This is a genomic window from Citrobacter sp. CK191 (genome assembly GCF_030333435.1).
In the GTDB taxonomy this organism is placed as follows: domain Bacteria; phylum Pseudomonadota; class Gammaproteobacteria; order Enterobacterales; family Enterobacteriaceae; genus Citrobacter_B; species Citrobacter_B koseri.
In genome coordinates this window covers 409,656-424,169 of record NZ_JAOWFX010000034.1, presented here as the reverse complement: position 1 = coordinate 424,169, position 14,514 = coordinate 409,656, and the positions used below count along the sequence as shown (strand labels likewise).

The window sequence follows — 14,514 nt, the reverse complement described above, 5'->3', positions numbered from 1 at the left end:
GCGATAGCTAAAACCGTAAAAGCCAGTCCGATGGACTGGCTTAGCATGAATCATGGGTATTACGGGTGACGTGCTAGGGTCGTTTACGGCCCATAAACAGGCTGATCAGGAACAGGACAATCCCGACGACGAAGACAATTTTCGCTGCGCTAGCCGCGGTGCCTGCCAGTCCACCAAAACCCAGAGCGGCGGCAATTAACGCGATAACCAGAAATATAATGCCCCAACGAAACATAAGCTTCTCCTTTACCATAGTTAATGTCGACCGCTTGATATGAGCGTTTAGGTTGCTCATTCGCGATATTTTTAGTGTGGTGTACATTGCGCCTCCCGACAAACGTCGGGAGGGCGAATTAAGACGAATTACTGAGTTTTCAGGTCATTTTTGACGCTTTTCACACCATCAACCGCTTTTGCGATACTCTCAGCACGGTCGATTTGCGCCTGAGAATCTACGGTTCCTGAGAGCTGCACCACGCCGTCGGTGGTTTCGACTTTCACTTTGCGGGAAGGCACAATGTCATCCGCCAACAGTTTCGCTTTGATCTCGCTGGTAGTGGCCGTATCCCCGGCATAGCCTTTCATCGTGCCGGACTTGCTGTCGCGAACATGCAGTTTGTCGCTGACGGAGGTCACACCCTCAACGCCTTCCGCCACTTTCACGGCTTCTTCAGCCTGAGCCTGGCTTTCAACAAAGCCGCTTAATGTCACCACTTTGTTATCGGTTTTGACCGAGATATCGGTGCTCTTAATACTTTCATGATCCACCAACGCCGCTTTCACTTTTGCGGTGATGGCGCTGTCATCCATGAAGTTACCGACTTTATTCATAGAGCTATCGACTTTCTGTCCCGCGCTTTCTGCGCTGGACTGTGCCTTATCCAGCGTAGAGGTTTCCGCAAATGCAGAACCGGTCGCGACAGCGGAGGTCAACATTACGGCCAGGAGAGTTTTAGAAATCTTCAGTCTTGTCGTCGTCATCGATTCATTCCTGTATGGATGGCAGCCGTCACAATCAACATACTTATGCAGAATCGCGGCGCTAATCCCATCTTTATTCAGTTATTAATATCGCAGACAAGATAAATGACGGCCTTAACAACCAGTATTCACGCATTGAACAGTGTTAAAAGTCGTCATTTATGTCATCACTTTGTTAAATATAGATCACAATCGCAAAATCGCTTGCTGATACGCTTAAAAAACAAGCAACCATAAGAAAAACTGAGGGATTTAAGAACATTCCGCAAGCGGTTAAAAAGGCAGGGAAAGTAACAGGGCGCGCCGGATGACGCGCCCTGGAGGGACAATTAGTGCTCGCGCGTTTTACGGAACTGAACGTCAGGATAGCGTTCCTGCGTCAAATTCAGGTTAACCATTGTCGGTGCGATATAGGTGAGGTTATCACCGCCATCCAGCGCCAGTTGTACTTCGTTCTTACGCTTGAACTCTTCGAATTTCTTCGCGTCAGTACATTCAACCCAGCGTGCGGTGGCGACGTTGACGGACTCATAGATAGCCTCAACGTTGTATTCGCTCTTCAGACGGGCAACCACCACGTCGAACTGCAACACGCCGACGGCGCCCACGATCAGATCGTTGTTGGCGATCGGACGGAACACCTGTACCGCGCCTTCTTCAGACAGCTGAACCAGCCCTTTCAGCAGCTGTTTTTGCTTCAGCGGATCTTTCAGGCGGATACGACGGAACAGCTCCGGCGCGAAGTTCGGTATACCGGTGAACTTCATCATTTCGCCCTGAGTGAAGGTGTCGCCGATCTGAATGGTGCCGTGGTTGTGCAGGCCCAGAATATCGCCCGGATACGCCTCTTCCACGTGAGAACGGTCGCCCGCCATAAAGGTCAGCGCATCAGAAATCACCACGTCTTTGCCGATACGTACCTGACGCATTTTCATGCCTTTCTCGTACTTACCGGAGACCACACGCATAAACGCCACGCGATCGCGGTGTTTTGGGTCCATATTGGCCTGAATCTTAAACACGAAGCCGGTGAACTTCTCTTCTTTCGCTTCTACCGTACGGGTATCGGTCTGGCGCGGCATCGGCGCAGGCGCCCACTCCACCAGGCCATCCAGCATATGGTCAACGCCGAAGTTACCCAGCGCTGTACCAAAGAAGACCGGGGTGATTTCGCCCGCGAGGAACAGCTCATGGTCGAACTCGTTGGACGCGCCCTGCACCAGCTCCAGCTCGTCTCGCAGCTGCTGCGCCAGGTCTTCCCCTACGGCAGCGTCAAGTTCCGGGTTATCCAGACCTTTTACAATGCGCACTTCCTGGATAGTGTGGCCTTTACCGGTCTGGTACAGGTAAGTTTCGTCTTTATAAAGGTGATAGACGCCTTTGAACAACTTCCCGCAGCCAATCGGCCAGGTGATCGGCGCACAGCCGATTTTCAGCTCGTTCTCAACTTCATCCAGCAGCTCCATCGGGTCGCGGATGTCACGGTCGAGTTTGTTCATAAAGGTGAGGATCGGCGTATCGCGCAGGCGGGTTACTTCCATCAGCTTACGGGTACGATCTTCGACACCTTTTGCCGCGTCAATCACCATCAGACAGCAGTCCACCGCCGTCAGCGTGCGGTAGGTATCTTCCGAGAAGTCTTCGTGCCCGGGGGTGTCCAGCAGGTTGACCAGGCAATCATGATACGGGAACTGCATTACCGACGTGGTAATAGAAATACCACGCTGCTTTTCCATTTCCATCCAGTCAGATTTTGCATGCTGGCTGGAGCCACGGCCTTTTACCGTCCCGGCAGTCTGGATAGCCTGTCCGAACAACAATACCTTCTCAGTGATAGTGGTTTTACCGGCATCCGGGTGAGAAATAATGGCAAAAGTGCGGCGCTTAGCCACCTCTTGCAAATAAGGAGACAACGTCATAGTTCAATCTTCTTGAGTAAGCGCGGCGTCTGACCACGCATGTTGAATACGAAAAATTGCGGCTATTTTACCCATCAACGGGGGGGAGGCAATCAGTGTTTACACAGGAGTTGCTCCAGTTCGCTTAATGACGCCACGGTCCAGGTCGGTTCAATGCCCGCAGGCTGCTCGCGATGGTGCGCATTCAGCCAGCAGGTGGAAAGCCCGGCGTTAATGCCGCCGAGAATATCAGACTCTGCGGTATCGCCGACCATTAACACGCGAGAGCGGTCAGGGCTGCCTGCCTGCTCCAGCGCGTAATCAAAGATGCGCGGATCGGGCTTCGCCACGCCCACTTCTTCAGAAATAACCAGCAGATCAAAACGATCGCGAAGCCCTGTTCGTTCAAGGCGAATTTGCTGCAATGAGGTGAATCCGTTGGTGATGATGCCCATCTTCACCTTACCGTGCAGGGCGTTAACCAGCGAAACCGCACCCGGCAGCGGTGCGCAAATCTCCGCCATAGCATTCATAAACGCATCATTTAACTCTTCAGGCGGGACGTTCAGCTGCTCACCCCAGCCGACAAAGCGCTGGCGCTGAAGCTGAAGCGAAGTGATAGCGCCGTTCTGATAATCCACCCACAGCGGTTTATTGACGGCCTGGTAGTCCTGAAAATCTTCAGCGGTAAAGGTGACGCTATAGTCGAGAAACATCCGCTGTAAGCCGGTAAACGAGTCAAATGTAAACAGCGTTTCGTCGGCATCAAAGAAAATCCAGTCCCACTTCATCATTCCACCTTGTCTTACATACTGATTGGCAATGCCATGATTATCGCGTCCTCACGCCCGTCAGCCGTCGGGTAGTAATTACGGCGCACCGTTGCCTCATTAAAACCTAAACTTTCATAGAGTGCGATGGCGGCGGCATTTGAGGCGCGCACCTCCAGCCATAACGTCAGGACGCCGCGTTTTTCCAGTTCATCAATCAGATGTTCCAGCAGTTCTCGCCCCAGCCCCCGACGCTGAAAATCCGGGTCGACCGCAATATTGAACAGCGTCGCCTCATCCAGCACCACCTGCGTAATCGCGAACGCAGCCATCTTTCCGCCGACCGTCAGTTGATAGTTGAGGTAACGTTCGCCCTGATTGCTGGCAAAGGTTTTTTCACTCCACGGAAACGCATGGGCGCGTTTTTCAATCAGAAACGCAGCAGGTAAATCAGTCGGATTGAGGGAAGAAATCGTGTTCATATGCGCAAATTTGTTGCCATAGTGCGGCGCGTGCCGTTGGGTTTGCCCGTAATTCATTAAACGCAGGACTTGTCACCTGAGCGCCTTCCAGCAGCAAAGGCTCTTCAGTACCCAGCCGCCAGCTGTTGCACCGGCTGCCTTCCGGCAGCATGGCGACGCGGTCAGGCGTCAACGGTAATACCTGGTCGGGACTGACGGTCAATGCGCGCAAAATATCGCTCATCAAGGGTTCGGTCAGCGCCGGTAATTCTTCCGCCACGACCACCAGACGAACGTGCGCCGGAAGGGAAATCGCGATTTCCCCCTGTAGCGCGCCAGGGCGACGCAGCGACCACTGGGTAATGCCCAGTTGCTGTAATTGCCAGTCTCGTCGGGATGTCATAGCGAAACGCTCCTGTCTGTCAGGGGCGCAAATATAGCAAATTCGTCGAAACTGCGCCAACAAACAACTATAATCGCCGCCAGGAACAATAGAGGAACCTTTCATGTCTGCTTTTACCCCGGCAAGTGAAGTCTTGCTGCGCCACAGTGATGATTTCGAACAAAGCCGTATTCTGTTTGCCGGAGATTTGCAGGATGACCTGCCAGCCCGCTTCGAAAGCGCCGCCAGCCGCGTGCATACGCAACAATTCCACCACTGGCAGCTGTTAAGCCAGCTGATGGGCGAGAAGGCGCGCTTTAGCCTGGTCGCCCACGCTGACGACGTCGCGGACTGCGACACGCTGATCTACTACTGGCCGAAAAATAAACCTGAAGCCCAGTTCCAGTTGATGAATATCCTGTCGCTGCTGCCGCTCGGCACCGACATCTTCGTGGTGGGCGAAAACCGTAGCGGTGTTCGCAGCGCAGAGCAAATGCTGGCCGACTACGCGCCGCTGAACAAAATCGACAGCGCGCGCCGCTGCGGGCTGTATCATGGCCGTCTGGAAAAACAGCCTGTCTTTGATGCGGAAAAATACTGGGGCGAGTACCGCATTAACGATCTGACCATCAAAACGCTGCCCGGCGTTTTCAGCCGCGACGGTCTGGATGTCGGCAGCCAGTTGCTGCTTTCCACGCTGACGCCACATACCAAAGGCAAAGTGCTGGATGTCGGTTGCGGCGCAGGCGTACTCTCTGCGGCCTTAGCCAGCCACTCGCCAAAAGTGCGTTTAACCCTGTGTGATGTTTCCGCGCCTGCCGTTGAGGCCAGTCGCGCAACGCTTGCGGCAAACGGCGTTGAGGGTGAGGTGTTCGCCAGTAACGTCTTTTCTGACGTAAAAGGGCGTTTTGATATGATCATCTCTAACCCGCCGTTCCACGATGGAATACAAACCAGCCTGGATGCCGCGCAAACGCTGATTCGCGGCGCGGTTCGCCACCTCAACAGCGGCGGTGAGTTACGTATCGTGGCTAACGCCTTCCTGCCCTACCCGAAAGTGCTGGATGAAACGTTTGGCTTCCACGAAGTGATTGCGCAAACCGGGCGCTTTAAAGTTTACCGCACGGTGATGACGCGCCAAGCGAAGAAGTAGAGTGGTCATCGTAGGCCGGATAAGGTGCCTGCACCGCCATCCGGCATGGTTTGCGGATGCCGGATGGCACTTCGCTTATCCGGCCTACGGTTAGCGCCCATTTTTGCAGCAATCAATCCATCCTGCGTAATTAACTATTGACGAAAAGCTGAAAACCACTAGAATGCGCCTCCGTGGTAGCGATTCTTTTTAAGAATCGATGGTATGCGAAGGTGGCGGAATTGGTAGACGCGCTAGCTTCAGGTGTTAGTGTTCTTACGGACGTGGGGGTTCAAGTCCCCCCCCTCGCACCAAAACCACGTTGATATTGCTCGCACTGGGCGAAGGTGGCGGAATTGGTAGACGCGCTAGCTTCAGGTGTTAGTGTTCTTACGGACGTGGGGGTTCAAGTCCCCCCCCTCGCACCAAAACCACGTTGATATTGCTCGCACTGGGCGAAGGTGGCGGAATTGGTAGACGCGCTAGCTTCAGGTGTTAGTGTTCTTACGGACGTGGGGGTTCAAGTCCCCCCCCTCGCACCAAAACCACGTTGATATTGCTCGCACTGGGCGAAGGTGGCGGAATTGGTAGACGCGCTAGCTTCAGGTGTTAGTGTTCTTACGGACGTGGGGGTTCAAGTCCCCCCCCTCGCACCAAAACCACGTTGATATTGCTCGCACTGGGCGAAGGTGGCGGAATTGGTAGACGCGCTAGCTTCAGGTGTTAGTGTTCTTACGGACGTGGGGGTTCAAGTCCCCCCCCTCGCACCAACGAGGCGATATCAAAAAAGTAAGATGACTGTGCGAAGGTGGCGGAATTGGTAGACGCGCTAGCTTCAGGTGTTAGTGTCCTTACGGACGTGGGGGTTCAAGTCCCCCCCCTCGCACCAATTATCTTATTTCCCTTCTCTGTTTTACGTCTTGTTTATTCATCCCTGATTCAAATTCATCATAACCAGCACCATGCCGCTGATCAGCGCGACACATGACGGCAGCAGGACGAAATGCCGTAAGCGTTTGTGATACAGCATCAACGAAGTCAGCAGTAATCCTAATACAATCAGTACCTTCCATGCGTCAATGGAGAGGCCGGCAAACGCCAGTCCGGTAATAAAAATACCCGGCAACAATATCCCCCATCCACTGCCCAGTGTACGCTGCAACATGGCTTTACCTCTGATACCGATAATGATAACCAATAGCATATGATAAAATTTCTCATTTGTCAGCAGTTCGTCACACTTCCTTGTATGAGATTGTCTTAACAATTGATGACATGAATTCAGCAAGGTGATAGATTGGGCGGTGGTTAACTTACAAACAATAAAAACGTTTATTTATGCGGGCTTTTTCCCGCACGTTATTTTTCATTTTGGCCCCAACCAGCGTAATTCATAGATAAATAACGACATTCAGATATGACAGCTCAATCCTGGCGCGCACTACGCACCAAAAAATATCAATTCTCTTTACGCCTTTTTCTGTTTCTCAATGCGGTGTCCGGGCTGTTTACGCTTGTCTTTCCTCTTTATGAGGTCAGGGCTGTCTCAGTCCCGGCAATACTGCTCTTTGTTGCAAGTACGTTACTTCTGATATGGCACGGAAAATATACGCATAAAAAGATTAATATCCCCTTTATTTCTGTTATATCAGGCATATTGTGGGCCTGGCATATCACACTGAAATATAATGCTATGAACCATAGCGATTATACTTTTCTACTCATCGCCCTTCTCTGCGTGTTATTTATTGGCTCCATCGCCTTTGCTAATAATATCATTGCGTTTACGTTCCATTCATTGCCTTCCGTTCTGGCCTGCCTGTGGCTTAATGGCAGCGAACACGGCATACGGATTATTTATCTCATGGCGCTCCCGATGGCGGGCATTGCCATCCAGCATGTTATTCAAAAACGCTATGACGATTTCGCTCAACAACTGATGTACAAACTGCTGGAAGAGAGAGAAACGCTGAACGGGCTGAGTATGCTCGATCCTTTGACTGGCCTGTATAATCGCCGCGGCCTGCAAAATAAGCTGAATACGCTCCTTGCTCTGGAAACGCACGAAGAACACTACGTATTGCTGCTGGATATCGATCACTTCAAAGCTTATAACGATCACTATGGGCACATGATGGGCGACCAGGCTCTCATTCGCGTTTCAGCCGCGATTCGTGACGCTGTCCGTTCCCGGGATATTGTCACCCGTTTTGGCGGCGAAGAGTTTATGGTCCTGCTGACCGCGACCGATCCACAGGAGGCGCGCACGACCGCCGAACGTATTCGCCAGAAGGTCTACGATCTCAAAATCCCACATATGTTTAATGTCAGCGTGGCGACCAATGTCACCATCAGCGTTGGCATCGCGCCGCTACTGGGTCAGGACATGGAGGCTGCAATCGTCAAGGCGGATAAAGCGCTGTATGAAGCCAAAAACCTGGGGCGCAACAACATTCTTGCGAGTGACGAACTGCGTACGGTCTGACACAGGGCGATATCATCGTGCTACCGCGCACAGCATCACGACAAAGCGCTTGCCATCGACTATCGCTATCATTAGGATTAGCAATCATTATCATTTAGATTACTATCCTTATATACAGCGCTATGCCTTACCGTTCCGCACCGATCATTGAAGATATCACCTGGCAAGCCCATCTCCAGCCTGAGATACCCTCGCTGGCTGAAGCCGTGCGTGAAACGATAACCCGGACGCGCGAACATCTGCTTGATTTTATTCGGCTGGACGAACCGCACCCAACGGGCGCCATGACGCTGGCGCAGTGGGCTCGACCGGGTACGATGCGCTCCCTGCTGGCTATCTATTCCGACCATATTTATCGTCATCAACCGACGCAACCACGCGAAAATAAGCCGCTCATTTCGCTTTGGGCGCAATGGTATATCGGTCTGATGGTACCGCCTCTGATGCTTGCCCTGCTCACCCAAGAAAGGGCCATTGACGTTTCGCCCGAGCACATGCACGTTGAGTTCCACGAAACCGGACGCGCAGCCTGTTTTTGGGTTGATGTGCATCAGGACGAGCGGGCAACCGCGCATTCTCCTCAAAAGAGAATGGAAACGCTGATCGTCTCTGCGCTGATGCCGGTCGTTCAGGCACTGGAATCAACCGGCGATATTAACGGTAAGCTTATCTGGAGTAACACCGGGTATCTGATCAACTGGTATCTGACCGAAATGAAACCGCTACTTGGCGAAGCCTTGCTGGCAACGCTGCGCCAGAGCTGCTTCTTCGAAAAGCAACTTTCCAGCGGTCAGGATAACCCGCTGTGGCGTACCGTCGTCCCTCGCGAAGGTCTGCTGGTGCGCCGAACCTGCTGTCAACGCTACCGGTTGCCAGACGTTCAGCAATGCGGTGACTGTACGCTGAAATAAACAAGGCGCCGCAGCGCCTTGTTCAACACGTCAGGCCATCTGCTGACTCTCCTCTTCTGCACGCCCGGCCTCTTCTGCCTCTTGCGCCAGAAGCTGCTTCTCATAAACCTTAAAGAACGGGAAGTATATGATGGCGGACACCAGCGCCAGTATGACCACCAGGATCGCCGCACGATAGTCCCAGCCCAGTGCCCACGCAGCGCCAACCGGTGCCGGCGCAGTCCACGGCACCACGGAAATCACCCGCCCAATCAGATCCAGTTTCATCGCCGCCCACGCCAGCACGGCATTCACCATTGGCGCCAGCAGGAACGGGATAAAGAACACCGGGTTCATCACAATCGGCGTCCCGAAAATAACCGGTTCGTTGATATTAAAGATACTCGGCACGACGCTTAAGCGGCCAATAGAGCGCAAATGTACGGAACGGCTGCGTAAATAACAAATCACCAGCCCCATCGTAGCGCCAGAACCGCCAATGACGATGAAGAAAGTCCAGAAGGCTTCCATGAAAATGTGCGGCAACGGCGCCCCCTGCGCCAGCGCGGTCTGGTTCATACCGAGATTGGTCAGCCAGAACATTTGCAGCATCCCGGAGACAATCGCCGCTCCGTGAATCCCCGCAAACCACAGCAGATGCCCAATCAGCACCGCCAGCAAAATAGCGGGCAACGAATCCGCAGCGGAAACCAGCGGTTTAAAGATCGCCATGATCGCCTGTGGGATCAGCATATCGAACTGCGACTGGATCGCCAGGCTCAGCGGATACAAGGTCAGAACCACCACCAGCACCGGGATCAGCAGATCAAAGGAGTTCTTGATCATCGGCGGCACCTGGTCGGGCAGGCGAATGCCAATGTTATGCGCCTTCAGGAAGCGCATCATTTCAACACAGTAAATCGCCACCAGAATCGCGGTAAAAATCCCCGTTCCGCCCAGGCTGTCAACTGGCATAGTGCCGTTTGTTTTCGGCGCGGCAACCAGCAAGAAGGCCATGATCGAGAGCATGGCGCACATAAACGGATCTAACTGATGCGATTTAACATAGTGTTTGCCCAGGTTATAGGCAATGGCCGCACAGATATAGATGGACATGATCCCCATCGTCATATCAAACGGCGTCAAAATCTGGCTTTCAAACTGTTTCGCCAGCGCCAGCCAGCCACGGGCAAATCCCCAGGTGGTGTCCGGTGAGAAAGGAGGATAGGCGAAAACCAGCAGGAAGGAGCCGACAATCATAAACGGCATTGCCGAAATGAAGCCATCACGAATCGCCATAACATGACGTTGTGAGGAAATACGTCCGGCAACGGGACTTACGTAGTTTTCGACAAACCGAAAAATCACATTAAACACAGCATGGTTGGTAGACATAGCGTTCTCCTGTCAGTCAAAACAACATAGACGTGCTGGCAGCAGCACCGCCGTGTAAGGGTCCATTACTACTTTTCGCGACCGCGCCGGGGAGAACACCAGCGATACAGCAGAGAGAATGAAGTTTCATAAATGGCTCTTATTATGTGATACAGAGGAAGTGACAGGTTCAGTATTAATCCCCGCCCGCCGGACTGCAACCGGTTACTGTAACCGGTTTCCGTGAATGTGAAGACGATCGAAAAATCGTTCATGCTGCTGGTTTATTACATAAATTATTTACAGTGCCGCTTTCCTTATGACAAATTACGCCACGCGGTTTTCTGAAAAACAGGACTGCTAATACAGCGTCAGGAGAAAAGAATGAGTCTGCAATCGGTACGGCAGTTTCTGGCCGAACGTGCCCCGGATATTGAAATCATCGAATTAAATCAGAGTACGGCGACGGTGGAACTGGCAGCGAAAGCGCACAATGTCGCGCCAGGACAGATAGCGAAAACGCTTTCGCTTAAGGTGAAAGACGACATTATTCTGGTTGTCGCCAAAGGCGATGCTCGCCTGGACAATAAGAAACTCAAGAGCACGTTTGGCGCGAAAGCGCGAATGCTCAGCAGCGATGAAGTCGTGATCGCCACAGGGCACCCGGTCGGCGGTGTCTGCCCTTTCGGGCTGGAAACGCCTCTGCCCGTCTATTGCGACGTCTCATTAAAACATTATGCTGAAGTCTTACCAGCAGCAGGGGCAACGCACAGCGCAGTCCGAATCTCCCCCGACAGAATGGCAGAACTCACTTCAGCAACCTGGATTGATGTGTGCCAGTGATGCTATTTGTGCCCGGGCGATAAACCCGGCACAAGCAACCTGTAAATACAGAGCGACTACAGAATTACGCGGATAAGCGACCTGGCTTTTCGGCGCGCAGAGACAGCAGGATATCCGCCGCATCAAGCAATCCAGCATCTGAGCTGACGCCCAGTTTAGACATCACATTAAATTTATGGGCGCGAATCGTCTTGATATTGCGTTCCAGCTGGACGGCTATCTGTGGCATCGAATAACCATTCGACATAAAACGCAGAATTTCACGCTCAGTGGGGCTTATCATTCGGCTCTGATTGAGATACCAGAGGTTCAGAGTATGTTCCGTCACCTCTCGCTTACTGTTCAATAATAAAAAGAGCTTTTCCTGCAAACTGGCCAGTGACGACGCTTTACTTAAGACCCCATCTAACGGCGAAGGCGACAGCGAATCAATTAACCGGGCTTCCGCATCATCATCCGCGATGACCAGTCGGCGCACACGAGGAAAATTCACAGCCAGTTCCGCCAGATAAGCCAGCCCCAACCGGCGATCTTCCCGCATCGCAGAAAGTGAAAAAATAACGACGGAAAAGGGAGTACTTAACATCGCTTTCTGGAAAGCAGATTGAGTTGGAAAAATATGAAGTTTATATTGGCAATCAGGAAACGCGTCAAATAAACTTTTCATTCCAATACTGCTCATTACGCACTTCTCTATGAGTGCGACATTTCCCTTGGCAATTCTGTTTTCCATTCAGTAGCATCTCCATAAACTGAAGGTAAATTCAATTCTCTTGCTCCCTGAGAACTGTTTATCCAGGCATACATCTCAGCATTGCTGTGTATTGACAGACGCCGCATCGCACTGTTTTTCTGCGCGCTAATCGTTTTATTACTCTTCTTAAGCAACATCGCTATCTGATTAATCCCCCAACCCTTACCCAGAAGCCGTAACACTTTCCGTTCCGACAGCGTAAGAACAACCGGACGATGGCCAAAACTCGAGACGTCTGGCAGAGCGGGAGATAGCAGCGTCTTACTGATCCTGTCCGTATGGGCATTGCCTGCTTCAATCACGTTTACCAGATTCTCAACCGGTTCAACGTCAGACAGCAACGTACTGAAGGGGCTCATCAGAAGCTCAATCGCCTGTGAGTAAAACGCACGGGAAACAAGAAATATCCAGTGAATATCATGGTATTGAGATAATAAAGCGTAAAATTGCTCGCAGACAGCGCGGGGATGTTTACATTCTCCCGTTAAATCCGTAATCACTACATCGGAGCGGCGCAACTGCATTAATGTCAGTTCTTCTACGGAACGGCAGTACATCAGTTCATAAGCAGGGAAATGGCCCAGCACCACCTCTTTTAACCCCGTCTGTATAACAGGTATTTTACTGATAATAATTATGTTTTTGCGGCATCCTGGCAACATATCTCCTCCATATCCACAGGTCTCCCCTCCTGTTCACTCATTAATAAATAATATAATTAATGAGAAAAACAGACGTGGTAATAGACGAAGTGAATTGTTTATCCTTGGCTTTTATTTGAAATGTTATAGCAATAACGACTCTATACAATGATCCGCATAGTATAAAATCACCAAACTATTATTGCATAATTACCGCTAAAAATAATTGCGGTACAATTAAATTAACTAAATTAGATCATTAGCATTTCTAACATATGCAAGGGGAATTTAATAAACTCACGCTATGTTTCGCATCAGATAGTTATGCTTTCAGGAAGCACAAGAAAAGAATATCGTCTCATTAATTTCAGAGGTTACAGACGATACTTCATTCCCTGTCATTCACGTCCGACGTAAGGCATTCAATATACTGCAATTATGACATTCAGCGACTGATTGTCTGGCATCCTGCCTCTTTTTTCATCACAAAATTGATCTTAGCCAGAGCCAAAAGGGTCGGGCTTCATGATACAAAGAAGACTTTCGTCATTCAGATGGTACGCAACGCGTCTTTTCAGTCAGGGCGAGTCATGCAAACAGAGCAGTCGTTACAGCGAACGGTTACACGGTTATGTATTCAATGCGGGCTTTTTTTACTGCAACACGGCGCGGAGAGCGCGCTGGTTGATGAACTCTCCACCCGCCTGGGGCTGGCGTTAGGGATGGACAGCGTGGAAAGCGCCATCTCCTCCAACGCTATCGTTCTCACCACCATTAAAGATGGGCAGTGTCTGACATCGACACGTAAGAACCAGGATCGCGGCATTAATATGCACGTTGTCACGGAGGTGCAGCATATTGTCATCCTGGCCGAACATAATTTGCTGGATATAAAAGGCGTAGAGAAGCGCTTTAGCCAGCTCAGACCGTTGCGCTACCCGCGGTGGCTGGTATCGCTGATGGTCGGGCTTTCCTGCGCCTGCTTCTGCAAACTGAATAACGGCGGATGGGATGGCGCGGTGATCACCTTTTTCGCCAGCATGGTGGCGATGTATATTCGCCAGATGCTGGCGCACCGGCATTTACACCCACAAATCAACTTTTGCGTCACCGCTTTTGTCGCCACTACCATTTCCGGCCTTTTGCTTCGCTTGCCCACTTTCAGCCATACCCCGACCATCGCCATGGCCGCCAGCGTCTTACTGCTGGTGCCGGGGTTTCCGCTGATTAATTCCGTCGCGGATATGTTTAAGGGCCACATTAATACCGGTCTGGCGCGCTGGGCGATTGCCAGTCTGTTAACGCTGGCGACGTGCGTCGGCGTGGTGATGTCGATGACGCTGTGGGGGCTACGCGGATGGGTGTAATCGATTTTCTTCTGGCGCTGATGCAGGACATGATTCTCTCCGCAATCCCGGCAGTGGGCTTTGCGATGGTGTTCAACGTGCCGCACCGGGCGCTCCCCTGGTGTGCGTTGCTCGGCGCGCTGGGCCACGGCTCACGCATGGTGATGATGACCGCCGGGTTTAATATCGAATGGTCGACATTTATGGCCTCGCTGCTGGTAGGGAGCATCGGCATTCAGTGGTCGCGCTGGTATCTGGCGCACCCCAAAGTCTTTACCGTCGCGGCAGTCATCCCGATGTTTCCGGGGATATCCGCCTATACGGCAATGATATCCGCCGTTAAAATCAGCCACTTTGGCTACAGCGAACCGTTGATGATCACATTGCTGACCAATTTCCTGAAAGCCTCCTCTATTGTCGGCGCGCTTTCCATCGGGCTTTCCGTTCCCGGTCTGTGGCTGTATCGCAAACGCCCACGGGTATGATGCTTTTCTCCCTGCGCTCAGGCAGGGTGAGGCTGCTTTCCCTCACCCTGCCGATATCTCCCGTCTGTGTGT

16 protein-coding genes and 6 tRNA genes are annotated in these 14,514 nt (G+C 51.9%); 12 read left to right on the top strand and 10 right to left on the bottom strand.

Features of this window, described 5'->3' with window-relative positions; all coding sequences use genetic code 11:
• Positions 1-73: 73 nt before the first annotated feature.
• From OGV82_RS21740 to OGV82_RS21715, 6 genes are all read right to left on the bottom strand, one after another.
• The gene (locus OGV82_RS21740; RefSeq protein ID WP_047459078.1) at positions 74-235 is read right to left on the bottom strand and encodes a DUF1328 domain-containing protein; all 162 of its coding nucleotides are present in this window, start codon (positions 233-235) and stop codon (positions 74-76) included.
• Between the two features lie 128 nt (positions 236-363).
• Positions 364-981, bottom strand: coding sequence for a molecular chaperone OsmY (osmY, locus tag OGV82_RS21735; RefSeq protein ID WP_047459081.1), 618 nt, complete (start codon positions 979-981; stop codon positions 364-366).
• Positions 982-1,310: 329 nt separating this feature from the next.
• A complete protein-coding gene (gene prfC, locus OGV82_RS21730; RefSeq protein WP_012134201.1) occupies positions 1,311-2,900 on the bottom strand; it encodes a peptide chain release factor 3 in 1,590 nt (529 codons plus the stop codon).
• A 92-nt stretch (positions 2,901-2,992) separates the two neighbouring features.
• On the bottom strand, positions 2,993-3,670 hold the full coding sequence (gene yjjG, locus OGV82_RS21725; protein ID WP_024130736.1) for a pyrimidine 5'-nucleotidase: 678 nt from the start codon (positions 3,668-3,670) through the stop codon (positions 2,993-2,995).
• Between the two features lie 14 nt (positions 3,671-3,684).
• Positions 3,685-4,131, bottom strand: coding sequence for a ribosomal protein S18-alanine N-acetyltransferase (rimI, locus tag OGV82_RS21720; RefSeq protein ID WP_012134203.1), 447 nt, complete (start codon positions 4,129-4,131; stop codon positions 3,685-3,687).
• Positions 4,100-4,513: a DNA polymerase III subunit psi gene (locus OGV82_RS21715; RefSeq protein ID WP_024130737.1), complete on the bottom strand. Its 414-nt coding sequence runs from the start codon at positions 4,511-4,513 to the stop codon at positions 4,100-4,102. The genes rimI and OGV82_RS21715 overlap by 32 nt, the downstream gene beginning before the upstream one ends.
• A gap of 103 nt (positions 4,514-4,616) precedes the next feature.
• On the opposite strand from OGV82_RS21715, the gene rsmC reads away from it, so the two are divergent.
• The 7 genes from rsmC to OGV82_RS21680 all read left to right on the top strand — a co-directional run bounded on the left by rsmC (position 4,617) and on the right by OGV82_RS21680 (position 6,513).
• Entirely contained in the window at positions 4,617-5,645 is a 1,029-nt protein-coding gene (gene rsmC, locus OGV82_RS21710) for a 16S rRNA (guanine(1207)-N(2))-methyltransferase RsmC (protein WP_047459087.1), read from the top strand.
• A gap of 206 nt (positions 5,646-5,851) precedes the next feature.
• A tRNA-Leu gene (locus OGV82_RS21705) sits at positions 5,852-5,938 on the top strand.
• A 27-nt stretch (positions 5,939-5,965) separates the two neighbouring features.
• A tRNA-Leu gene (locus OGV82_RS21700) sits at positions 5,966-6,052 on the top strand.
• Between the two features lie 27 nt (positions 6,053-6,079).
• Positions 6,080-6,166 (top strand) — tRNA-Leu (locus OGV82_RS21695).
• A gap of 27 nt (positions 6,167-6,193) precedes the next feature.
• Positions 6,194-6,280 (top strand) — tRNA-Leu (locus OGV82_RS21690).
• A gap of 27 nt (positions 6,281-6,307) precedes the next feature.
• Positions 6,308-6,394 (top strand) — tRNA-Leu (locus OGV82_RS21685).
• Between the two features lie 32 nt (positions 6,395-6,426).
• Positions 6,427-6,513: transfer RNA gene (locus OGV82_RS21680), tRNA-Leu, on the top strand.
• A 39-nt stretch (positions 6,514-6,552) separates the two neighbouring features.
• On the opposite strand, the gene OGV82_RS21675 is transcribed toward OGV82_RS21680, so the two are convergent.
• Entirely contained in the window at positions 6,553-6,789 is a 237-nt protein-coding gene (locus tag OGV82_RS21675) for a DUF1435 domain-containing protein (protein WP_080516675.1), read from the bottom strand.
• A gap of 252 nt (positions 6,790-7,041) precedes the next feature.
• On the opposite strand from OGV82_RS21675, the gene OGV82_RS21670 reads away from it, so the two are divergent.
• Positions 7,042-8,109, top strand: coding sequence for a GGDEF domain-containing protein (locus OGV82_RS21670; RefSeq protein WP_012134209.1), 1,068 nt, complete (start codon positions 7,042-7,044; stop codon positions 8,107-8,109).
• 122 nt (positions 8,110-8,231) lie between these two features.
• On the top strand, positions 8,232-9,020 hold the full coding sequence (gene fhuF, locus OGV82_RS21665; RefSeq protein ID WP_047459104.1) for a siderophore-iron reductase FhuF: 789 nt from the start codon (positions 8,232-8,234) through the stop codon (positions 9,018-9,020).
• Positions 9,021-9,050: 30 nt separating this feature from the next.
• Here fhuF and OGV82_RS21660 read toward each other — a convergent pair whose 3' ends face one another.
• On the bottom strand, positions 9,051-10,394 hold the full coding sequence (locus OGV82_RS21660; RefSeq protein ID WP_024130738.1) for a PTS sugar transporter subunit IIC: 1,344 nt from the start codon (positions 10,392-10,394) through the stop codon (positions 9,051-9,053).
• 363 nt (positions 10,395-10,757) lie between these two features.
• On the opposite strand from OGV82_RS21660, the gene OGV82_RS21655 reads away from it, so the two are divergent.
• Entirely contained in the window at positions 10,758-11,216 is a 459-nt protein-coding gene (locus OGV82_RS21655) for a YbaK/EbsC family protein (RefSeq protein ID WP_012134213.1), read from the top strand.
• A 64-nt stretch (positions 11,217-11,280) separates the two neighbouring features.
• Here the strand turns inward: OGV82_RS21655 and bglJ are convergent, their stop codons facing one another.
• The gene (gene bglJ, locus OGV82_RS21650) at positions 11,281-11,949 is read right to left on the bottom strand and encodes a DNA-binding transcriptional activator BglJ (RefSeq protein ID WP_052194420.1); all 669 of its coding nucleotides are present in this window, start codon (positions 11,947-11,949) and stop codon (positions 11,281-11,283) included.
• The gene (locus tag OGV82_RS21645) at positions 11,910-12,632 is read right to left on the bottom strand and encodes a LuxR C-terminal-related transcriptional regulator (RefSeq protein WP_047459110.1); all 723 of its coding nucleotides are present in this window, start codon (positions 12,630-12,632) and stop codon (positions 11,910-11,912) included. Before OGV82_RS21645 ends, bglJ begins: the two co-directional genes overlap by 40 nt.
• Before the next feature lie 569 nt (positions 12,633-13,201).
• Between OGV82_RS21645 and OGV82_RS21640 the strand changes: the two genes are divergently transcribed.
• Entirely contained in the window at positions 13,202-13,978 is a 777-nt protein-coding gene (locus tag OGV82_RS21640; RefSeq protein ID WP_047459113.1) for a threonine/serine exporter family protein, read from the top strand.
• Complete coding sequence (locus OGV82_RS21635) at positions 13,969-14,442, top strand: threonine/serine exporter (protein WP_012134217.1); 474 nt, start codon at positions 13,969-13,971, stop codon at positions 14,440-14,442. The genes OGV82_RS21640 and OGV82_RS21635 overlap by 10 nt, the downstream gene beginning before the upstream one ends.
• Positions 14,443-14,514 lie beyond the last annotated feature (72 nt).